At 28.5% G+C, this 21,725-nt stretch carries 18 protein-coding genes and 1 pseudogene; 15 read left to right on the top strand and 4 right to left on the bottom strand.

Translation table 11 applies throughout. The features are described 5' to 3' along the window. Positions 1 to 278: 278 nt before the first annotated feature. Positions 279 to 629, top strand: coding sequence for a PilZ domain-containing protein (locus tag L3B98_RS26460; RefSeq protein WP_015392508.1), 351 nt, complete (start codon positions 279 to 281; stop codon positions 627 to 629). A 54-nt stretch (positions 630 to 683) separates the two neighbouring features. On the opposite strand, the gene L3B98_RS26455 is transcribed toward L3B98_RS26460, so the two are convergent. Continuing rightward, positions 684 to 1,937 (bottom strand): multidrug efflux MFS transporter, encoded by a 1,254-nt coding sequence (locus tag L3B98_RS26455; RefSeq protein ID WP_015392509.1) that lies wholly within the window; start codon positions 1,935 to 1,937, stop codon positions 684 to 686. Positions 1,938 to 2,176: 239 nt separating this feature from the next. On the opposite strand from L3B98_RS26455, the gene L3B98_RS26450 reads away from it, so the two are divergent. The 6 genes from L3B98_RS26450 to L3B98_RS26425 all read left to right on the top strand — a co-directional run bounded on the left by L3B98_RS26450 (position 2,177) and on the right by L3B98_RS26425 (position 11,926). After that, a complete protein-coding gene (locus tag L3B98_RS26450; protein WP_238918909.1) occupies positions 2,177 to 2,740 on the top strand; it encodes a TetR/AcrR family transcriptional regulator in 564 nt (187 codons plus the stop codon). A gap of 118 nt (positions 2,741 to 2,858) precedes the next feature. Beyond that, on the top strand, positions 2,859 to 4,622 hold the full coding sequence (locus L3B98_RS26445; protein WP_238918908.1) for an ABC transporter ATP-binding protein: 1,764 nt from the start codon (positions 2,859 to 2,861) through the stop codon (positions 4,620 to 4,622). 3 nt (positions 4,623 to 4,625) lie between these two features. Then, positions 4,626 to 6,470, top strand: a complete 1,845-nt coding sequence (locus tag L3B98_RS26440; protein ID WP_238918907.1) for an ABC transporter ATP-binding protein — start codon at positions 4,626 to 4,628, stop codon at positions 6,468 to 6,470. Between the two features lie 209 nt (positions 6,471 to 6,679). Next, positions 6,680 to 7,093, top strand: a complete 414-nt coding sequence (locus L3B98_RS26435) for a 3D domain-containing protein (RefSeq protein ID WP_238918906.1) — start codon at positions 6,680 to 6,682, stop codon at positions 7,091 to 7,093. A gap of 552 nt (positions 7,094 to 7,645) precedes the next feature. Beyond that, entirely contained in the window at positions 7,646 to 10,486 is a 2,841-nt protein-coding gene (locus L3B98_RS26430) for a hybrid sensor histidine kinase/response regulator (RefSeq protein ID WP_238918905.1), read from the top strand. A 21-nt stretch (positions 10,487 to 10,507) separates the two neighbouring features. Then, a complete protein-coding gene (locus L3B98_RS26425) occupies positions 10,508 to 11,926 on the top strand; it encodes an HD domain-containing phosphohydrolase (protein WP_238918904.1) in 1,419 nt (472 codons plus the stop codon). A gap of 96 nt (positions 11,927 to 12,022) precedes the next feature. On the opposite strand, the gene L3B98_RS26420 is transcribed toward L3B98_RS26425, so the two are convergent. Together L3B98_RS26420 and L3B98_RS26415 are read right to left on the bottom strand one after the other, a co-directional pair. Further along, positions 12,023 to 12,451: a CBS domain-containing protein gene (locus tag L3B98_RS26420; protein WP_238918903.1), complete on the bottom strand. Its 429-nt coding sequence runs from the start codon at positions 12,449 to 12,451 to the stop codon at positions 12,023 to 12,025. Between the two features lie 64 nt (positions 12,452 to 12,515). Further along, positions 12,516 to 14,495, bottom strand: a complete 1,980-nt coding sequence (locus tag L3B98_RS26415; protein ID WP_343073711.1) for a GH25 family lysozyme — start codon at positions 14,493 to 14,495, stop codon at positions 12,516 to 12,518. Positions 14,496 to 14,847: 352 nt separating this feature from the next. Here L3B98_RS26415 and L3B98_RS26405 point away from each other — a divergent pair, with 352 nt between their 5' ends. From L3B98_RS26405 to L3B98_RS26375, 7 genes are all read left to right on the top strand, one after another. After that, positions 14,848 to 15,327, top strand: coding sequence for a chemotaxis protein CheD (locus L3B98_RS26405; protein WP_077362543.1), 480 nt, complete (start codon positions 14,848 to 14,850; stop codon positions 15,325 to 15,327). Between the two features lie 33 nt (positions 15,328 to 15,360). Beyond that, a complete protein-coding gene (gene uvsE / locus L3B98_RS26400) occupies positions 15,361 to 16,617 on the top strand; it encodes a UV DNA damage repair endonuclease UvsE (protein WP_238918902.1) in 1,257 nt (418 codons plus the stop codon). Between the two features lie 332 nt (positions 16,618 to 16,949). Then, positions 16,950 to 17,519 carry a hemerythrin family protein gene (locus L3B98_RS26395; RefSeq protein ID WP_077362547.1) on the top strand — a complete coding sequence of 190 codons (570 nt, stop codon included), beginning with the start codon at positions 16,950 to 16,952 and terminating at the stop codon, positions 17,517 to 17,519. 292 nt (positions 17,520 to 17,811) lie between these two features. After that, entirely contained in the window at positions 17,812 to 18,513 is a 702-nt protein-coding gene (locus L3B98_RS26390) for an MEDS domain-containing protein (RefSeq protein ID WP_077362549.1), read from the top strand. A 92-nt stretch (positions 18,514 to 18,605) separates the two neighbouring features. Next, entirely contained in the window at positions 18,606 to 19,142 is a 537-nt protein-coding gene (gene rbr, locus L3B98_RS26385; protein ID WP_015392522.1) for a rubrerythrin, read from the top strand. A 29-nt stretch (positions 19,143 to 19,171) separates the two neighbouring features. Next, positions 19,172 to 19,552 (top strand): desulfoferrodoxin family protein, encoded by a 381-nt coding sequence (locus tag L3B98_RS26380; RefSeq protein ID WP_077362551.1) that lies wholly within the window; start codon positions 19,172 to 19,174, stop codon positions 19,550 to 19,552. A gap of 85 nt (positions 19,553 to 19,637) precedes the next feature. Then, positions 19,638 to 19,880, top strand: a complete 243-nt coding sequence (locus L3B98_RS26375) for a desulfoferrodoxin (protein WP_238918901.1) — start codon at positions 19,638 to 19,640, stop codon at positions 19,878 to 19,880. A 106-nt stretch (positions 19,881 to 19,986) separates the two neighbouring features. On the opposite strand, the pseudogene lolD reads toward L3B98_RS26375, so the two are convergent. After that, positions 19,987 to 20,106 (bottom strand): annotated as a pseudogene (gene lolD, locus L3B98_RS26370) (lipoprotein-releasing ABC transporter ATP-binding protein LolD); the annotation flags it as partial. Between the two features lie 420 nt (positions 20,107 to 20,526). Here lolD and L3B98_RS26365 point away from each other — a divergent pair. After that, positions 20,527 to 21,717, top strand: coding sequence for an HDOD domain-containing protein (locus L3B98_RS26365; RefSeq protein ID WP_238918900.1), 1,191 nt, complete (start codon positions 20,527 to 20,529; stop codon positions 21,715 to 21,717). The last annotated feature ends 8 nt before the right edge of the window (positions 21,718 to 21,725 follow it).

Here is a 21,725-nt window from a genome sequence, read left to right as displayed (position 1 = left end):
ATCTGATTTCTAGTGTAGTGTTACGATTATAATTTCTCAATGATGCATGTATATTCCATTTATAAGTTTGATTTTTAATTTGGATATCTATAATATACATAAATAATTTTAGGTATTTGGTTTTAACATAATGTTGTATTTTTTTATAAAGGAATTTATAATTAATGAGCAGCATAGAATATTAAGATATAAAACAAATAATTTACATCTATAGTTAACATAAATATGATAGAATATATTTAACTGCATTAATAAATGAAAGGAACGAATATATAAATATGAAAGAATATAGTTTTATTAACGGAAAAGAACAGATATTTAAAAAAGAGCGTAGAGTTAATAAAAGATATAAATATGATAATAAATTTAAAATCGAAAGTATAAATTCAAAAAAGGTTGATATCGAGGTTCAGGGAGTTGACCTTTCGATTTCAGGTATAGGTTTCATATCAAATGAAAGAATGAAAGTAAATGATATGCTGGAAATCGCATTTAATTATAATAAAGTAACTATTCCAGTTATTATAAAAATACAACATGTAAATTTATATGATGCAGGTTTTTATATTGGTGGCCAATTTATGGCCTTACAAGACATGTATAGAGCAGTATTGAAAGATTTAGATTAATATTTTTAATAAATTAAACGACGTGTAAAAAGCACGTCGTTTAAATTTGTGTTCTCAATGTTGGAATTGTTTATTTATAGTTCCAAGTTTAGTTTGATTATTTTTATCATGAAATTGATAATTTGAATTAAGTTTCTTATAGACATTAAAATAAACCCATACAGCATTTATTAGTAATAATGCACTTGTAACAAAAAATACATATCTTATCCCTAAAGTTCCTGCTATCTGACCACCCAAAATTGAACCTGCAAAAGTACCAAGATAAGCAGCTGACATAGTAAATCCAAAAACTCTTCCTATAAGATTTGATGGTGTGATTTTTTTTATTAGAATATTTATAGATGGTGTTAATCCAGCAGCAGTTAAACCTAACAAAAATCTAAGGAACATTAACTGCCAAGTACTTTTTACAAAAGCTTGAGGTATAAAGATAATTCCAGCTAATATAAGTGCTGTTAAAATAATTTTGTGTGTTCCTATTTTATCAGATAATTTTCCAAGCTTTGGAGCAGCAAGGATATTTGCTAGACCAGATGCAGAAAAGGTTATTCCAGCAAGCATGGAAACATGTTTTGAATTTATTGAAAGTTGAGAAACATATACTGTAATAATAGGCTCTACTGAATATAGGGCTACAGTTAAGATGAAAAAAGTTACAAAAAGAGTAATGGTTAAATTTTTGTAAGGAATAGTATCCCATACTTCCTTCATGCTTTGAACTTTTTTATCTGAACGAGTGAAGGATTCCTTAACAAATAAAGCAGTTGTAATAAATGCAATGAAAAGTAACCCGCCTGTTAAAAAAAATACATTTTGCAAGCCAAAGCTTTCTTCAATAAAACCTCCTAGAGTTGGACCTAGTAAAGATCCTGCAATATTAGCTGTTGAAAGAGTTCCTAAGGCATATCCAGCATGTTCCTTTTCTGTTTGAGTTGCTATTAAGGTTGTGCAGGCTGTACTATAACCTGATATTATACCTTGAAGTAATCTAAGTCCTATTAATGCATAGACATTTGGAGCAAAGCCCATACAGCTTATAATTATTGTCATACCAAGGCTGGCTCTAAGTAGCATTGGTTTTCTTCCAACTCTATCAGCAGCTTGTCCCCAAATTGGTGAAAAAATAGCTAGAGATATAAAAGTTACTCCAAAAGCGATTCCTGAAAATTTTGAAACTAAGGCTGGATCACTAACACCAAGTTTATTAATATAAAGGGGAAGTATAGGTGCTATTTGGCTTAAGCCAACACCAGTAACAAACATTCCAAACCAACAAACTATCAAATTTCTTTTCCACATTTTCATAAAACATCTAATCCTTTATCTTAATTTTAGGGCATTACAAAGAAGATTCTTAAGCTATATTTTAAGTTAAGGCTTCATTATGCCTATTTATATTTATAATACTTATCATTATAAGAATAAACTATTAAATATAATTTGTAAACTATAAAAAATAGTTTATTCTTATAATTTGATGTTTGATAAAAATAATTTATCGTGATAAACTATTTTTATTAATTAAAATTTTAAGGGGCGATTAAATGGTGCAAAAGCGAAATTTGACTAAGGAGAAAATTATTGAAACTGCTTTTTCTTTAGCTGATGAAATTGGGTTAAATCAAATCTCATTTCAAAAGATTGCAGAAAAATTGGAAATAAAATATCCATCCTTATATAATCATTTTGATAATATAGAAGATTTGAAAATTAAAATGACAATTCATTTTTTAAATAAACTTAACTCTAGATTAATGGAAAGATTAATTGGTAAAAGCGGTGAAGCAGCTATTATTGAATTTTCGTATGTTTATAGAGAATTTGCAGTAGAAAATAAGTCTGGTTACAGACTTTATATGAATATACCAAGCACAGAAAATGATGAAGTGAAACGATTATCAAAAGAAACAACTACAATAATTCGCAAGATTTTGGAGTTCTATATGGAAGATCAAGCCCAAATAATTCATAAAAGTAGAGCTTTGAGAAGTTTATTGCATGGTTTTGTTTCTTTAAGCTCTCATGGATATTTTCAAAATCCAATAAATCTAGAAGATAGTTTTAAATTCATGATTACTGATTTTATATTATCCATTTCTAAAAAATAAAATTGTAATTATCAATGTTTAATAATCAATTATTGAAGCATGTTGATTTTCCTTGGAAATCTTTAAGTACTTAATTAAATTAATATTATCGATTAGAACAAAAGAAAGGTTAAATAATATGAAATTATATAGTAAGTATTTTAATAAGTATAAATTACCATTCTTAATTGCTGTTTTTTGTGTTGTTTGTGAAGCAATTTGTGATTTGCTTGGTCCGACTTTAATGTCAAATATAATTAATACTGGTATAGAACAAGGTGCTCTTTACAAAGTCTATTATTGGGGAATACTTATGCTTTTGGTGACTGCAATCGGGGCATGCTTTGCTGTTACCAGAAATATTTTAGCTAGTAAGGTATCACAGCGTATGGGAGCAGAATTAAGATATGATTTGTTTGAAAAGATAATATATTTCTCTGAAGTAAGTGCTGATAAAATTGAAAGTGGTTCCCTTATTACACGTATGACAAATGATACCTCTCAAATAGTACAATTTGTTAATGGAATTATGAGGATTTTTTTAAAAGCACCTATTACTTGTATGGGTAGTATTATATTTGCAAGTATTCTAAACTTAAAACTTAGCATTATTATTTACGGTGTTGTTGCAATAGTTGGAATTCTTATTATAGGAAGTATGAAATTTAGTTATCCACGTTTTTATAAGCTGCAGAAGGCAATGGATGAGGTAAATGCAATTGTGCAGGAATATCTTATAGGAGTGCGTTTGATTAAAGCCTTTGGAACATATGATAAGGAAGCTGAAAAGTTTGGAAATGTAAACATGAATCTTATGGAGAAAGGTATATCATCTCAATTAATTGTTACTTTTGTTTCTCCACTTATAACACTTACAGTTGGAATTGGTACAGTAATTGTAATTTTTGTAGGAAGTAATATGTTTGCACTTAACCTTGCAAATCCAGGAGATATTACTGCTTTTACAATTTATATGGCTCAAATATTAACCTCATTAATCATGATAACTAATATATTTAATACTTTTGTTAGAACAAAGGCTTCTAATGCTCGTATTAAAGAAGTTTTTGATTGTGAAGGTGACTTTAGTCAAAGAACTAAAATAGACAAAAGGGATAAGGACAATGGAGTTGATAAAGTAAGTGGATTTGAGAAAATAAATGGAGATATTAAATTTGAAAATGTTACTTTTGCATATCCCAATGGAAGTGGGATGCCTGCAATAAAAGATTTGTCCTTTTCCATTAATCATGGGGAGAATTTAGCTATAATTGGACCAACTGGAAGTGGAAAGTCTACAATTGCCTGGTTACTTTTAAGATTTTATGATGTAACAAATGGAAAAATTTTAGCTAATGGACATGATATAAGAGCGTTAGATATTGAAAGAGTCCGTGATAATATAGCTATTGTTCCTCAAAAACCTATGCTTTTTTCTGGAACAGTTTCTGAAAATATCAAATGGGGAAATAAAGAGGCGGATTTTGAACTGTTTAATCAAGCTATAGATATAGCGCAAGCTGGTTTTATTGAAAAAATGCAGGATGGTTATGAAAGTATTTTGGGAAATGCAGGAGTTAATGTTTCAGGTGGGCAAAAGCAGCGTATTTCTATTGCTCGTGGAATTCTTAAAGATTCTTCTGTATTGATTCTTGATGACGCAACTAGCGCTCTTGATGCAGTGACAGAAGCAATGGTTAGGGAAGGTTTAAATTCTAAGATAAGAAATCAAACTATAATAACTATTACTCAAAGATGTGGAACAGCCATGTTTGCAGATAAAATATTAGTTATGGACAATGGTAGGAAGGTTGGATATGGAACTCATGAAGAGCTTATGCTGAATTGTGAAATATACAGAGATATCTATAAAACCCAAATAGAGAGCAGTAAGGAGGTGTAAGTTATGGCAACGCAATTTTCTAACTCAGAAGTAAAAGCACCTACTATGGGCGGAAGACCAAAAGGAGGCGGAAGGAATCGTTTTGGTCCAACTGAGAAACCTAAAAATGCAAAGGGCACATTAATGCGAATAATTAAGATATATATGAGGTGGGGAAAAACTATCTTTGCAGCCATAGTATTAACAATTATATCTTCATTAATTTCAGTTTCGATTCCATATTACATAGGAAAAGCTTTTAATACTTTTAATATTGAAACTAGAACAGTAGATACAAAACTACTTATTTGGTTTTTGGGAACAATTACAATTTTATACTTGATAAATTGGCTTATTTCATCTGTAAATGGTGTTATTATGCTAAAGGTTTCGCAAAAACTTGTGTTTGCAGTACGAACTGAATTTTTTCAAAAACTACAGAAGCTTCCTTTAAAATTTTTTGATACTCGTTCTCATGGTGATACTATGAGCAGAATTACAAATGATGCAGATAACATAAGTTCTACTATTGCACAAACAACTACCCAATTAATATCAAGTATATTAACTTTAGCTGGAGCATTAATAATAATGATATCACTTAATGTTTTTTTAACTTTAGTTGTTTTATTATGTATTCCTTTAGTTATGCTTTTAACGAGGGCAATTGCTAGAAATAGCCGATCTCATTTTTCAGCACAGCAAAGGAGTTTAGGGAGCCTTAATGGAGTTATAGAGGAAAATATATTAGGGTTAAAAATGGTAAAAGCTTTTGGAAAACAACAGGATATTTTAAAGCAGTTTTCAACTATTAACGAAAAATTATACGAAAGCAGTACTAAAGCTCAAATATGGTCTGGATATATGATGCCTATTATGAATGTTATCAATAATTTAATCTTTGCAATAGTTGCAATCGTTGGAGGGATATTATCAGTTGGATATGGAGTATCTGTTGGAACTGTAGTTAGTTTCTTGAGTTATTCGAAACAATTTTCTATGCCATTAAATTCTATTGCAGGAATGTTTAATACAATTCAGTCAGCATTAGCAGGAGCTGAACGTGTATTTGAAATTTTAGATAGTGAAGAAGAACCTGCTGATTTAGAAAATGCAATTGAAATTATAGAGCCGAAAGGTAAAGTTGTCTTTGATAATGTGTGTTTTTCATATGATAAGTCTAGAACTATATTAAAGGATGTAAGCTTTAAGGTTGAGCCGGGAGAGACAGTTGCATTAGTTGGAGAAACTGGTGCTGGAAAGACCACTATTGTTAATCTTCTGATACGTTTCTATGATGCTTTGAGCGGACAAATTTTAATTGATAATGAACCAATTACAAATATAAAGAGGAATAGTCTTAGAAAGTGTTTCTCAGTTGTACTTCAAGATACTTGTTTTTTCACTGGTACAATTATGGATAACATTCGATATTCACAAATTAATGCAACGGATGAACAAGTGATAGCAGCAGCTAAAATTGCTCGGGCTCATGACTTTATTGATAAATTGCCAAAGGGATATAATACAAGGGTGTCTGGATCAACCGATAATCTAAGTCAGGGACAGCGCCAATTAGTTGCAATTGCTAGAGCAGTATTATGTGATAGTCCTATTTTAATTTTAGATGAGGCAACCAGCAGTGTTGATACTAAAACAGAAAAAGATATTCAGCGTGCTTTGGTAAGTTTAATGAAAAATCGAACAAGTTTTTTAATAGCCCATCGTTTATCTACTATAAGAGATGCAGATAAAATTATGGTTATTGGGGATGGAAAAATATTGGAAAGCGGAAATCATGAAGCTCTTATGGATTTAAAAGGCCAATATTATAATATGGTAATTAGTCAAATGGGAAAATTAAAGTAAAAATGAAGATAAACATCAATGCTCGTTGGTTAAAATAAGCTAATCAATGAGCATTGATATTTTTTCAAAATTAAGCAATTTGCTTAAAAAATTAACAAACTCTATTAAAAATACTAAAAAAATAAAAAAAATGCAATTTAAATACGTTTACACTGAAAAAGTGTGATATAATATGAAAGATGGTTTGCGAATTGAAAAGGAGAGATTAAATGTCAAAGAATTTTAAATGGACAAACATTATGAAAAAGTCAATTGCTTTTGGAATGGCTTTAAGCATTTGTTTAGGCGCAAAAGCTATATCATTAGTAAACGTAGCTAATGCAGCAACAGCAAACAGAGCATTGATTTGTTCAGCAACAGCATATACTGGAGGAACTGGAAACATTACAGCAAGTGGATTACCAGTGCAAAGAGATCCAAGTGGACTTAGCACAGTGGCAGTAGATCCAAATGTAATACCGTTAGGATCGCATTTATATATTGAAGGATATGGATATGCAATTGCAGCCGATACAGGTGGAGCAATAAAAGGAAATATAATAGATGTATACTTTAATAGTTCTAGTGAATGTAATAATTGGGGTACAAAAACAGTTCATGTCACAGTATTAGGAAATAAATAACATAATTGTGCAAATGTTAATGTTCCAGTAAAATAATTTGGATGAAAAGATCTGAATTTAATGCGCAGTAGTTTTCAATTATAGTTGCAACTTGTAGTTACAATTGAATGTATGAAAAAAAGTAAAACAGTCGTAATAGACGGAAAGTTATGTTAAAAGCAGAAAACCGCGTTAAGAATGTTCAAAATTAAACAGCATAGATTGTCAAGCAAAAAAGTGTAACCATCAACGAGTTTAGTACTATTAGTTTTGGTACTAATCAAAAAACAATATAATTTTGGCAGTGACATCATGATAACTTTCTATTTAGATAAACTTAAGATAAGGTTATCTAAAAAAATTAAATATTATATAAGAACCCCCGATTTTTCGGGGGTTTTTGTATAATTATAATTATATTAAAGAATATCAATGCTGTTGCAATAATATTTGACAAAATGCTATAATTAAAACAATACTTATCCAATAAAATAATTATAAGATAAATCTGTCATTAATTACTATAAACATTGTGGCTAGAATATTGAGAGGTTATATATGGGGAGGGTGATTATGTCTAGGATACCTATATTAAAAAAAATTGTAATCTTCAGTAGAACATGCTCATTAAGAATTTTAATTAGTGCTTTATTTATAGCATTAATGACTACAACTATTGGAATTATAACGTTTATTGTATTTAGAAACTGGAATCTTTCAGAAAAAACTACAATAGAAAATATTCAGGAGGATACAAACAAGGATATTTTCAACGAAATACAATTACTATTTTCTATACCTTTGTATAACAATGAAATTAATCATAGTATGATTGAAAATAAAGTAATTGATATACATAATGAAAAGCAAAGAGATAAGTTTTTTGCAGGGGTTGTTAAATCAGGGAATGATGAAATTTATAGCTTTAGTTTTGGAACAGAAAATGGGGAATATTATGGAGCACGAAAAAATGAAAATGATCAAATAGAAATTTATAGAAGTAATGCTGATACCAATGGTCATTCAATGTACTATAGCGTAAATAATGATTTATCAGAAGGAACTTTTGTAAAGGATTATGGTAACTTTGATCCTAGAACAAGGGATTGGTATATACAAGCAAAAGAACAAAAAAAGACTGTATTTTCCGATATTTATAAACATTTTATAAAAGATGACTTGGCTTTATCGGCAGCATATCCTATTTACAATAAAGACGGTACAATTCAAGGGGTAATGGGAACGCACATAACTCTTTCAACTCTTAATGAATCTTTAAAAAAAATAGCAGACAATAAATCAGCAACAGCATACATAATTGAAAATAACTCTGGATACTTAGTAGCAAATTCTTTAGAAAAGCCTAATTTTGAGAAGCTATCAGATGGAAATATAAAAAGAACACTAATTGGAGAATTTAGTGATAAATCAATAAATGATGCATACGAAAATTATAAAAATACTTCTAATACCACCTTTGTAACAAAAATTGGAAATGAAACTTATCATATAAAAATTTTTGAATATGAAAAAGAAGGACTAGATTGGCTTATAGTAACTTCAATGCCTGAAAGTGTCTTTACAAAAGAAATTACTAATTCCATTAATATTGCAATTTTTCTTAGTATAACAGCACTTGCTTTAGCAATAATAATTCATCTACAAAGTACTAAATTTATTTTAAGACCTATTGAAGAATTGACTATTTCAGCGGATAAATTTTCAAAAGGAGATTTATCTGAAAGAGCCAAAATTTTTCGAAATGATGAAGTTGGAAAATTATCTACGGCTTTTAATCATATGGCAGAGGAATTATATTCATTGATAAATAATCTGGAAGACAAGATTAATGAAAGAACCAATGAATTAATTGCAGCTAAAGATATTGCTGAAGAAGCGAACAGAGCTAAAAGTGAATTTTTAGCAAACATGAGCCATGAAATAAGGACGCCTATGAATGGAGTAGTTGGATTTTTAAGTCTTTTAGAGAAAACTGATTTAAATACGTCTCAAAGAGAATTTATTGATACAATTAAGGTTTCATCTGAGACTTTGCTGGCAGTGATTAATGATATATTGGATATTTCTAAAATTGAAGCTGGAAAAATGGAACTTGAAAATATTCCTTTTAATATTATTACCATAATTGAGAGAACGGTATTCTTGTTTAATGGAAGAGCAAAGGAGAAGGAAATTAAATTAAATTTATCTATAGATTCAAGAATTCCTAATTTTTTGAAGGGTGACTCAACAAAGTTAAGGCAGGTTATAAGTAATTTAATTAGTAATGCTGTTAAATTCACAAATGAAGGAGAAATTCTTGTTGAAGCTTCATTAATTAATCAAACTGAAGTCGATACAGAAATTTATTTTAAGGTTAGAGATACTGGAATAGGCATGAATGAACATGAAATGGCTAAATTATTCAAACCATTTAGTCAAGCTGATTCCTCATCGACTAGAAAATATGGTGGTACTGGATTAGGTCTCGCAATATGTAAGAAAATAGTTGAGCTTATGGGAGGGACAATCGGAGTTATAAGCAAAAAAGATGAAGGTACAACATTTTATTATAATTTGATATTAAATAATCCTAGTGAAGAAGAAATATTTAATTTAAAAGAAGAAGATAAAAATATGACTGATATCAAATTTATGGAGGAGAGTGATTTAAGAATATTATTAGTTGAAGACAATGAAATTAATAGAAGGTTCTTTACTAATAGTTTAAAGCTAATAGGATTATCTTGTGATATTGCAGTTAATGGTTTAGAAGCATTGAATGCTTGTAAAATTAAAGATTATCATATAATTTTTATGGATTGTCAAATGCCAGAAATGGACGGCTATGAAGCAACAAGAAAAATACGTCAATTAGAAGTTGGTTCAAAACACACAACAATAATAGCAATGACCGCACATTCTATGAAAGGAGATGCAAATGAATGTTTTAAAGCTGGAATGGATGATTATTTAAGTAAGCCTTTTGTATTTGAACAGATGGTAGAAATGTTACAAAAGCACAGTAAAACTGATGATAATAGAACTTTAAAAAATTCCAGTGATTCAAGTGAAGATAGAATTAATAAGAATAAAGATTCTTCTTTTGATGATATTGTTAAGCTTCTTACTGAGGAATCAGGTTTTGATGAAGAATTTTGCCGAGAATTGGTTGAAGACTTTTGTATACAGGCAGAAAAATTATTAACTGAAATAAAAGACAATATAGCCAAAGATAATTTAATTGAAGCACGTACGAATTTACATAAATTAAAAGGTTCTGCTGGAACTGTGAGAGCTAATGATATAGCTAAAATTGCAGTGGAAGCAGAAGAAAAAGCAAAAATAGGTTCAAAAGATTTATTGATCGAATTAATACAAAAAGCTGAAAATTTATTAAACAAATTATTGTAATGAGAGTGGGTGAGTAAATTTATGAGAGGGAATATACTAATTATTGATGATTCTTCAATCGAAAGAAAAATTATAAATCAAGCAATTAAGAATAGGCTAGATGATATAAACATATTTGAAGTGGACAATGGCTTGGATATTTCCAAAAAACTTTTAGAAAACAATATACATGCATGTGTATTAGATGTAATGATGCCTCAAAAAAATGGATTTCAGGTATTACAAGAAATTAAGGAAGATTGTAATTTGATGGATATACCAGTAATTGTATGTACTGGTATATCGGATAAAGCAGCAGTAGAAAAGGCTTTAAGTCTTGGGGCATTTGATTATTTTGCAAAACCATTAACCGAGGAAGCAATTAAAATTTCGTTACCTCTAAAGATAAAAAACGCTATTGATCTTATGAAGCGGAAAGAAGAAATTATTTATTTGAGTTATCATGATCAATTAACTGGATTATATAATAGAAGATTTTTTGAAGAAGAATTGGCAAGAATTAATACAAGATCAAATCTACCAATAACTCTTATAATGGGAGATTTAAATGGCTTGAAATTAATAAATGATTCCTTTGGACATGCAATGGGAGATGAAGTGATTAAAAGAGTTGGTAAGATGATGAAGCTTGGCAGTAGAGAAGATGATATTGTTGCAAGGCTAGCTGGGGATGAGTTTGTTATTATATCGCCTAAAACTGATGAAAAGGAAGCTTGCAAAATAATTAATAACATTATGTCATTATTAGCAAAAGAAAAAGTTGGATCAGTAGAGGTTTCAATCTCCTTAGGGTATGGATGTAAGTATAATGACGAAGAGAAAATTGAAGATGTATTTAAGAAAGCAGAAGATACAATGTATGGGAAAAAGGTATTTGAAAGTCAAAGTATGAGAGGGAGAACAATTAAAACGGTAATCAATACTCTTAGAGAGAAAAGTAAAATTGAAAGTGAGCATTCATTTAGAGTTTCAGCTTTGTGCAAAAGAGTTGGGGAAGCTTTAGAGTTACCTATAAATGAAATTAATAAATTGGTTTCAGCAGGTGAATTGCATGATATAGGAAAAATAATCGTTGATGAAAGAACAATAAATAAACCAGGCAAACTTACAGCGGATGAATGGGAAGAAGTTAAACGTCATTCAGAAATTGGATATAGAATGATTAGTACAGTGGATGATATGACTGAAATAGCAAATTATATATTATATCATCATGAGAGATGGGATGGAAGTGGATATCCAAAAGGATTGAAGGGAGAAGAGATACCTTTTATTTCAAGAATTATAACTATAGCTGATGCGTATGATGCAATGGTAAGTGAACGATGCTATAAAGATATACTTTCTAAAGAAGCAGCAATAGAAGAATTGAAGAATAATGCTGGAAGTCAATTTGATCCTGACCTAGTCAAAATATTTATTAACAAAGTATTAAAATGATTTAAGAAGTGTTAGAACATAAAAAAGGCTTATCTTAAAGTAAGATAAGCCTTTTTTGAATTATTATAGTTAGGAATTTTATTAGCTTCGTATTAATTACAGTTGATTTTTTGTTGGTTCAGAAATATTTTTTAGAGCTTCTTCTGCATTATTTTGTAAAGAAGGTTCTACTGAGATATCTCCAAGAGAAAGTATACCAACTAAATGATTATTTTCGATAATAGGTAATCTTCGTATCTGTTGCTCGCTCATTATTTTTGCTGCATCATGAATATTCATGTTAGGATTTCCAGTAACAGGATTTGATGTCATAACATCTTTTATTTTTTGTTCATTTGAAAACCCACCTGGCGCTACAGATCTTAATGTAATATCTCTATCTGTAACTATTCCAACTAATTCTTCATTTTTGCATACTGGCACAGAACCTACATCAAATTGACTCATAATCTGGGCAGCTCTTTCAATAGAGTCTTCTGAATTTAAACTTACTATATCTTTTGACATTATATCTCTTACTATCATGAGATCACCTCCAAAGATATGCTTCCCAAATAATATGAATTTTATTAAACAGAATTTAATATTATTAGTTTAAAATGTCTTGAGTAAATGCGTCTAAATCAACATTAGCATTAATTCCGTTTATTTTTCCAGAATCAGTAAATTGATGTCCAATTCTGCTTGTCCAAATTGAATTAGATGGTAGATTTTTAAAGGCAGTATTATTATAATTTGCTTCCCATAATGGATAACTAGATAAACGTCCATCTAAGTTACTAATAAAATTAGAATACGTATAAATGCATATATTCATATTACTTATTCTTTTAAATTCATTTATAAACCTTACAGCATAATCAGAAACATTAAATCCAGAAGTTTCTATGTCTAAACAAGGCTTAAGATCACTTTTTTTATTTTTTATGTTGTTATAAAAATTTTGTTCTTGTGTTTCAGGAGCACTTGTCCCAACCAAAAAGTGATAAAAGCCTGTTTTTATACCAACATTTTGAGCATTAGTATAATAAGTTGATAAATAAGGATCAACAAAAGTTGTGCCTTCAGTAGCTTTAATATATACATATTTCGTACCAGAATATTTAACTTTACTAAAATCTATATTTCCATCATGATTACTAATATCTATAGCATATATCAAATTTGAGTTAGTAGATGCATTTGTATTGCTAGGAGTAGTATCAGTTTTTGAATTACTTGAAGAATTATTTGTATCTGAAGTTGATTTTTTTATAGCTTTTCCATCAGCTCCTATTATATAAGGGTCAACTGTTGTATTTGTAAGCATTTTTCCTGTGCTCATATCTAAATAATATAAATCTCCATTGGATGCTGTAAACCATCCTTTTTGCATAGAGCCATTATCTTTAAAATAGTACCAGACTCCATTAATAGTAATCCAGCCTTTAGCCATTGCACCAGTTTCATATAAATAATAACTTAAGTTATTATCTTTAATCCAACCTGTTGCCATACTTCCATCTGAATTGAAATAATACCAATGATTGTCTAGCAATTTCCATCCTTTTAACATTTCACCACTAGGATCAAAGAGGTAATTCTTACCATCTATCTTCCTTAATCCAGTTACCATACTTCCATCACCTTGAAGATAATACCAACAGCCACCTAGATACCTCCAGCCTATAATCATTGCGCCTGAATCATCGAGATAATACCAAGTTCCGCTTAATTGAATCCATCCTGTTGCCATTGTGCCATCATCTTGTAAGTAATACCAATAGTTATCAGGTTTAATCCATCCCTTAGCCTTGTTTTTATCAGAAGTGTAATAATACCAAGAACCATAGATTTGTCTCCAGCCTATAGTTGAAGTAATATTAACTGGAGAATTATTGATTCCAACAACAGTTGTTATGTTTGGAGAATTTGGGATAGTCTCAGGTTTACCAGGATTTGGTGACGAATTATCCTTTGAGTCAATGTTTGTATTGTCTTTAGTTGAATTTATTAAGTCTTTATATAAATTAATTATTTGATCTCCATAAGATGTATTTGTAGCCCAAATTCCGCTAAGATCACTTATCTTGATAGCTTTACCTTTAAGACTTGATGATTGTTTTTCATCATAAGAACTATCTCTTGGATAACCCTTAACGCCAGCTAATAATGCCAAATGGTCTAAATGGGCCTGTACACCTTCATCCCAGCTATCAAATTTTTGATAAGTATCTTTATCAGTACCTGATCCAGATGACTTTTTTAAGCCACATGGGTTATAATAACTTGAATCAAGAACACCGCCAAAATTTCCATATCCAGTTTCTACTGCAGCTTGTACATAAGCAATTGCAGGATTTACATCACCATGATCTGATGAATATTTAAAATAAAGGTCAGCTAGCTTTAAAAAATCACTTGATGCACCTTTGGATTTTGCCCAATTCTTTGCCTCTTTTGAAGTTACTTCACTTTCAGATATTAACTTATAATCTGTCGTTGCAGCTTGAACATTCAAAGTTGGAATAAAACTTAATATCATTGCGAATGTTAAAACAAGAGTAACAAATTTCTTTTTAATATTCATATTTTTTATCTCCTTAGTACAGTTATTTTTTGGAAAATTAGATTCTAATTGCAACATAGTGGAAATTATACATTTGATATAACATATTGTCAATGTTTAACAGTAGTTTTAACAATTTTGTAATATCTTTTCTCTCTATAGAGTTTATTGTTGAGTAACATCTTAAAAGTAGTCTAGAATGTTTATTTTATGCTATAATTAGTCTAAATATATTTAGTAATACACTATTTTAATACAACCGAGTTTTAAATATTGAGTACTAAAAATTAAAATAATAGATGATATATTCAAAGATATTTCGAGTGATTTACAGATTATAGCGTTATAAAATACAAAGTATAGGGGTGGGTTTATGGAATATATAGTTGGAATTGGGGAATATATAATCTCAACAAATAATGAAGATATTGTTAAAACCTTTGCTTTATCAACTTGTGTAGCTATGGTAATTTATGATCAAAACAAAAAGATACTTGCAATGGCTCATGTTTTGCTGCCTAATGCTTCAACTGATGTTGATGATGAAGCGTATAGAACAGCAAAATATGCTGATAGGGCTGTTTATAATGTTATTAATGAAATGAAGCTAAAGTATAATTGTAACTTGAAAGATTTTAAAATATCGTTATATGGTGGAGTTGATTCAGAATTAGAGGATCGTTTCAAAGTTGGAGAAAGGAATTTAGCTGTTATCAAAGAAATATTAAATGATATGAATCTAAGATATGAAATAGTTAATACAGGAGGAAGGGTTTCTAGAACATTAATAGCTCATACAGCTACTGGAGAGGTTGAAGTGAAATCAATACCTATTCAAGGTGTCTTTAGCTAGTTAAAGTAATCTTAAGAAAAGGAGCTGGAAACATTGAAAATTGGTTATGCTTGTTTAACAATAGGAGTTTTGAACGCTAATTTAAAAAGCTGCACAGCTAAAAGTGCAAATGATGAAAAGCTAATAGAAGTAACAGAGAATAATTTAAAATCTCTTCATAATATAATTAAGTATAATATTGAAAATAATATTAAACTTTTTAGAATTAGTTCTGATTTAATTCCTTTTGGTTCAAGTCCACTAAATAATTTGCCATGGTGGGATATTTTTGGAGAAGAGTTTGCGAAAATAGGAAAGGAAATAAGAAAAAATAGCATAAGAGTTTCAATGCATCCAGGTCAATATACTGTACTCAATTCTCCTAGTGAAGATGTAGTAAAAAGGGCAATGATAGATTTAAATTATCATAATAAAGTCTTAGATTGTCTTGGAGTTAATGAAGAAAGCAAAATAATATTACATATAGGTGGAGTATATAATGATAAGAAATCAGCAATAAAAAGATTTATAGATAACTATGCATTATTGGAAAATGGAATCAAGCAAAGATTGGTTATTGAAAATGATGATAAATCTTATAACATAAATGATGTACTAGAAATAGGGAACAAGTTAAATATACCAGTTATTTTTGATAATTTACATAATAAAATTAATCCATATTCAAATATAAAAAGTGAATTGTATTGGATAAATGAATGCAAAAAAACATGGGGAGAAAAAGATGGGACTCAAAAAATTCATTATTCACAGCAGGATATTTTAAAGAAACCTGGGTCACATTCTAATACAATAGAAGTAGAGAGTTTTGTTGATTTTTATAAAGGATTAGAAAGAGATGATATTGATATAATGCTTGAAGTTAAAGATAAAAATCTTTCAGCAGTCAAATGTATAAATTCTATAACAAAAGATAAATCAATTAATAAGTTAGAAGCGGAATGGAGTAGATATAAATATAAAGTCCTAGAAAGCTCACCTAAAATTTATCTTGATATAAGGAAGTTACTTAAAGATAAGAAGGAGTATCCTGTAGTTAAATTTTATAATTATATTGATGAAGCAATAAAACAAGAATATACAATTGGAAATTCAATTAATGCTGCAATGCATATTTGGGGATACTTTAAAAATAAAGCAAGTTTAAAAGAAAAAGAAATTTTTTTGAAAAATGTTGATAAATATGAGCAAGGTAAAATATCTATTAAAGTAATAAAAAATATGTTAAGGAAGCTGGCTTTTAAATATAAAGAATATTATTTATTAGATTCATATTATTTTTCCATTTAAATTATTATTATTATTATTGGTATTAAGGAGCATTTTTAGAAAATGTGATTAACAGAACTTATTTAAAAAGTTCTGTTTTTTTAATTCAATTACAAATTTGATGAAAAATATTAATACAAATTAATACAATATAGCTCAAAAATAGTGATTAAATCCATGAAACCAGCCCTATAAAATAAAAAAAATATAAAAAAAGTAGCATAATGTGGAGAAAAGTGTGGAAATTAAAGTAAAAGTTATGAAATGAAAGTAAAAGGAAATAATCATGATATGTAGAAATTTAAATTCATAAGGTATTGAGAATTAATAAAATTTATGGGAGGTATGAATAAATGTATGAAATTTTAGAAAATAAGAATGCTGGGTTACAGTATAATTTGTTTAAAAAAATTCATCCTGGGTTTAAGACGTTTTTTGATGATTTTAATGAAGATTCATTGGCTATTATGGGAAAAAAAGCAAATGTTAATGATGAAATCATAATACTATTTATGAACTCAATTTGGGATGATAATTTATCTATAGGAATTGGAAATATTGACCGTCAACATAAAGAAATACTTAATTGTATTAGTGAATTATTGTTTTTTATGAAACAAAATAAGAGCAAAAAAGTAATTTTAAAGGCATTTGATGAGACAGAAAAATTTATTAGCAGACATTTTAAAGAAGAGGAAGCAATTCAAAAGCAATATAAATATCCTAAGTACAAAACAATAGTAAAGGAACATAAAAAGGTTTTAAGTGAATTAGATAAATTAAAGTGTCTCGTTGAAAATGGAAGTATGTCTCCTTTGTTTGTGGCTAATACATATCAAAAAATGTTTAATGGATATAGAAGGCATATATTGGAGTTAGATAAGGAATTTGGAGAATTTTTATTAAAGTCAATCAGAGGATAAATATATAAATTTAAATAACTAAATAAGACTTAAATTGGTATAAAATTAAATTTTATAGACGAAATACGCTTGACTTATTAATTTTATCAAGTGTATTTCGTTTTATAAATAAATCAATATTAAACTAATATTAATTTTTTAATCCAACAGTAATAAAAGCAATTGAGAATAAATGGGAAAAGTGAGGCAGATATAAATAAATTTAATTACCTATTAATGATGTAATATCAAAAGTATATGGTTGTATTAAAAATGGATTTATGTGGTATAAAAGAAGTATTGGGGGGGTATTATGAGAATTTTATGTGATGATTGCAATACAAATTGCAATATTGAAAAATACAAAGAAAGATTGGAGAATATTATTGTTAAAACAAATTATAATTTGTTGGATGATGAGGTAATTTATCTAAGTCAGTTTCTTGACGATATGATAGCTAATTGTGTTTTTTGTGAAACCAACAATTTGTATAAGTTTAATAAAAAGTATACATTTAAGGCATATGAAATTTTATATTACTATGGAAAGCAACACTTATTTTTGAATTTATTTTATTATATAAGTGAAGCAATTAAAAATGATAAGTTAATTTATATTATTATGGAAGAAGAACTTTATGAAAATTTAATTAAAACACTTATAATAAATAGAGTTAATATTGATAATATTAAACTAAAGGCTTTGGAGGATATAATTTTAGGCGAAGATGAGTATCGATTGAATGAAACATCAGACTTATTTTCTTCAAATTATAAAAAGAAACAAAGTGGAGTAAATTGGATAATTGAACCATTGCATATAACTAATACAAGTGTACAAAAATATATTTTAGATTTGAAAGTCACTATAAATAAATTCATGAAAAATAGTAAATCAAGTATATTGTATGTATATGATGCTTATGAATGTATGCATGAACATAAAATTGCTTCAAAATTAGATTGCACTTTAAAATGTGTAATGGAAAATTCATCTACTAATTTATACCAATAAAAGTATATTATAAATAAATTTACAGAATATTGTGAAAAAAGTGTCTTTTATGGTATTATATATATAAATCAAACTTGAGGGGGTTGAAGAATATGGACAATTTAAAAGGAACAAAAACAGAAGCAAATTTATTAGCAGCTTTTGCAGGAGAATCACAAGCAAGAAATAAGTATAGTTATTTTGCATCAAAAGCCAAAAAAGACGGTTTTGTACAAATTGCATCTATTTTTGAAGAAACTGCAAATAACGAAAAAGAGCATGCTAAAATTTGGTTTAAGCTTTTAGAAGGAATAGGAACTACAGCAGATAATCTAAAATCAGCAGCTGAAGGAGAACATTATGAATGGACAGATATGTATGTAACTTTTGCAAAAGAAGCCAAAGAAGAGGGGTTTGATAGAATTGCATATTTGTTTGAACAGGTTGCTAAAATTGAAAAAGAACATGAGGAACGATATAGAAAGCTTATTGCTAATGTTGAAGGTGATTTGGTATTTTCAAAGGATGGAGATGTGATTTGGGAATGCGCTAATTGTGGATATATCCATATTGGGAAGAAAGCACCTGAAATGTGCCCAGTATGTGAACATCCAAAAAGTTATTTTCAAGAAAAAGCTAAAAATTATTAATTATAATATTTAGGGGGGAGAATTAAATTATGGAAGAACAAAAATTTTATGTATGTAAACATTGTGGTAATATGGTAGCATCAATAAAAGATTCAGGAGTAAAGATAACATGTTGTGGTGAACCAATGACATTATTAGAGCCAGGAACAGTTGAAGCTAGTGTTGAAAAGCATGTACCTGCTGTTACATATGAAAATGGAGTTGTTAATGTTGAAGTTGGTTCGGTTTTACATCCAATGGAAGCAGAACATTATATTGAGTGGGTTTTCTTGAAAACTGAAAATGGTGGGCATAGAAAGATTTTAAAGTCAGGTGATGAACCTAAAGCATCCTTTTGCTTAGGAGAGGATAAACCAATAGCTGTGTATGCTTATTGCAATTTACACGGTCTTTGGATGGCAAAAATTTAGGTAATATATTTTAACGTTAAGATGAGCATAAATATATTATTTTAAGAATTACAAAAGTTATGGTGTAAAAAGGGAGAAATAAGGTATGGGTGAATATAGATATTATATTTGTAAAAAATGTTCTAACTTGGTTGTATCAATAAAAAATTCAGCAGGAAAAATGATTTGCTGTGGAGAACCAATGAATAGGTTGACAAATGATACGATGGAAGCTAGTTGGCAGAAGAATATTCCTATTTTTACATATGAAAATGGAGTTGCTAAACTTGGAGTTGATTCAAGCATACTTCCTATGATAGAAGAATATAGTACAAAATGGATTTTCTAATAGGGGAAAATATTTTTATAAAATAAATTTAAAAGAATTTAAGTGAAAAAATGGATTAGTTACGACATTAACGAGTAACTAATCCACTTTCTATTTAAATTTTTATTCATATTATTTTTCCATCAGATATTTCGATTATTCTGTTGGTCTTGTTGGCAATCCTATTATCATGAGTAATTATTATAAAGGTTGTTTTATATTTTTCATTAATATTTCTCATAATATTATTATCCTCTAATAAAAATTATATCGTTACATAAAAGTTAAATCAATAATAATAACAAAAAATTACTTTTCTAAAATTAAAGGAATATACTTAAATTTTAAACTTAATCAATAAATATCAGAAAAATGTTAAAAAAATAATGCAGTCATGTAAAAATGACTGCATCTTTATCTTCTGTTATTAATACTCACAAGAGAGGGGAGTAATATCTTTTGTATGTATTAATTGTAACATGATACGACAAGAATGTCTATAAAAATATTATTAAAATAAAAATTTTGTAGAAATTTAAATAAAACTTTCAAGAGGGTATGCTCTGAAAATGTAGAAATATATGATTATAGACATAAATGGATAAAAAGAAAATTGAGAGGTGATTAAATCAATTATTAATTTTTATGAAAGAAGGTAAAGCAGAAATTGGAGAAAATTCTTTTTGTTGATGATGAAGCTCAAATATTAAAAGCTTGCAGAAGACTTTTTGTTGATTCAAAATATGATGTGATTACTGCTCAAAGTGGTGAGGAAGCCTTAAATATTTTAAAAGATGAAGAGATTGATATTATAGTAAGTGATATGAAAATGCCTTATATGTCAGGATATGAATTGCTTAGTAAAGTAAAAGAATTATATCCAGATATAATTCGTATAATATTAAGTGGATTTTCAGATGAAAAAGTTGTTTTTGAGGCATTACAAAAAAACATTGCAAAGCTATATATCTTAAAACCATGGGAAAATGATGTACTTATAAACACTTTAGAAAAGGTACTTCAACTTGAAAAAGTATTGAAGAATAATAATATTTTAAAACTTATAAATAAAGCGGAAGAACTACCAACAATTAAACCTTCTTATGAGAAGATTATAAAAACAATAGATAGCGAAAAAGAGATCCATAAAATAGTTGAAGCCATAGAAGGCGATTATTCTATTGCGAGTAAGTTACTTCACATTGTCAATTCATCCTACTATGGTATAAAAACTGGTTCTGTACAAAGAGCGGTTTCTTACCTCGGAGTTGATAATATAAAAAATATAGTTATTGCTTCAGCTTTTATTGATAGCTTGAAATTTGATCCTAGGTATAGTAAAAGATTAGCTTTATTATGGAAGCAATCATTTGTATCAAATAGAATATTTAATATAATATACAATGAATTTTTAAATAAGAAAATTCCAGAAATAGCGATGACTGCAGGGCTCTTATGTAATGTTGGGATTGTATTTATGATAAATTTTTATAAAGATACATATATAGAGATGTTTGATAGTATAAAGAAAAAAGGTGAGGACATAACAGAACTTGAAAACAAAGTGTTTGGAACAAATCATCAGGAGATAGGAGGATATTTATTAAGATGGTGGGATATACCTATTCCTGTTGTTGAGGCCGCAATTTATCATCATAATCCTTTTGACGACAATATTATAAATAAGGAAATTACATGTATTGCACATATAGCTGAAAAATATGCTTGGGATGTTTTAGAAGAGATTTATATTGGTAAATTTAGTGAAAATGTATTCGAAGTACTAGGTATTGATAAAGCATTATTTGAAAGAAAGCTTAAAGATAACATGGAATTAACTGGCATGGTTGGAGTATAGAATTGTTA

The organism is Clostridium sp. YIM B02555, from assembly GCF_022320955.1.
GTDB lineage: Bacteria > Bacillota > Clostridia > Clostridiales > Clostridiaceae > Clostridium > Clostridium saccharoperbutylacetonicum.
Note: the sequence above shows the minus strand (reverse complement) of the source record. Positions and strands in the feature narration are given on the sequence as shown.

Bases quoted from the DNA above. Each gene is read 5' to 3' on its own strand.
- L3B98_RS26460 (WP_015392508.1), top strand. From the start codon at position 279: ATGAAAGAATATAGTTTTATTAACGGAAAAGAACAGATATTTAAAAAA.
- L3B98_RS26435 (WP_238918906.1), top strand. From the start codon at position 6,680: ATGTCAAAGAATTTTAAATGGACAAACATTATGAAAAAGTCAATTGCT.
- L3B98_RS26445 (WP_238918908.1), top strand. From the start codon at position 2,859: ATGAAATTATATAGTAAGTATTTTAATAAGTATAAATTACCATTCTTA.
- L3B98_RS26450 (WP_238918909.1), top strand. From the start codon at position 2,177: ATGGTGCAAAAGCGAAATTTGACTAAGGAGAAAATTATTGAAACTGCT.
- L3B98_RS26455 (WP_015392509.1), bottom strand. From the start codon at position 1,937: ATGAAAATGTGGAAAAGAAATTTGATAGTTTGTTGGTTTGGAATGTTT.
- L3B98_RS26380 (WP_077362551.1), top strand. From the start codon at position 19,172: ATGGAAGAACAAAAATTTTATGTATGTAAACATTGTGGTAATATGGTA.
- L3B98_RS26430 (WP_238918905.1), top strand. From the start codon at position 7,646: ATGTCTAGGATACCTATATTAAAAAAAATTGTAATCTTCAGTAGAACA.
- L3B98_RS26405 (WP_077362543.1), top strand. From the start codon at position 14,848: ATGGAATATATAGTTGGAATTGGGGAATATATAATCTCAACAAATAAT.
- L3B98_RS26390 (WP_077362549.1), top strand. From the start codon at position 17,812: ATGAGAATTTTATGTGATGATTGCAATACAAATTGCAATATTGAAAAA.
- L3B98_RS26425 (WP_238918904.1), top strand. From the start codon at position 10,508: ATGAGAGGGAATATACTAATTATTGATGATTCTTCAATCGAAAGAAAA.
- L3B98_RS26415 (WP_343073711.1), bottom strand. From the start codon at position 14,495: ATGAATATTAAAAAGAAATTTGTTACTCTTGTTTTAACATTCGCAATG.
- L3B98_RS26375 (WP_238918901.1), top strand. From the start codon at position 19,638: ATGGGTGAATATAGATATTATATTTGTAAAAAATGTTCTAACTTGGTT.
- rbr (WP_015392522.1), top strand. From the start codon at position 18,606: ATGGACAATTTAAAAGGAACAAAAACAGAAGCAAATTTATTAGCAGCT.
- L3B98_RS26395 (WP_077362547.1), top strand. From the start codon at position 16,950: ATGTATGAAATTTTAGAAAATAAGAATGCTGGGTTACAGTATAATTTG.
- L3B98_RS26440 (WP_238918907.1), top strand. From the start codon at position 4,626: ATGGCAACGCAATTTTCTAACTCAGAAGTAAAAGCACCTACTATGGGC.
- L3B98_RS26420 (WP_238918903.1), bottom strand. From the start codon at position 12,451: ATGATAGTAAGAGATATAATGTCAAAAGATATAGTAAGTTTAAATTCA.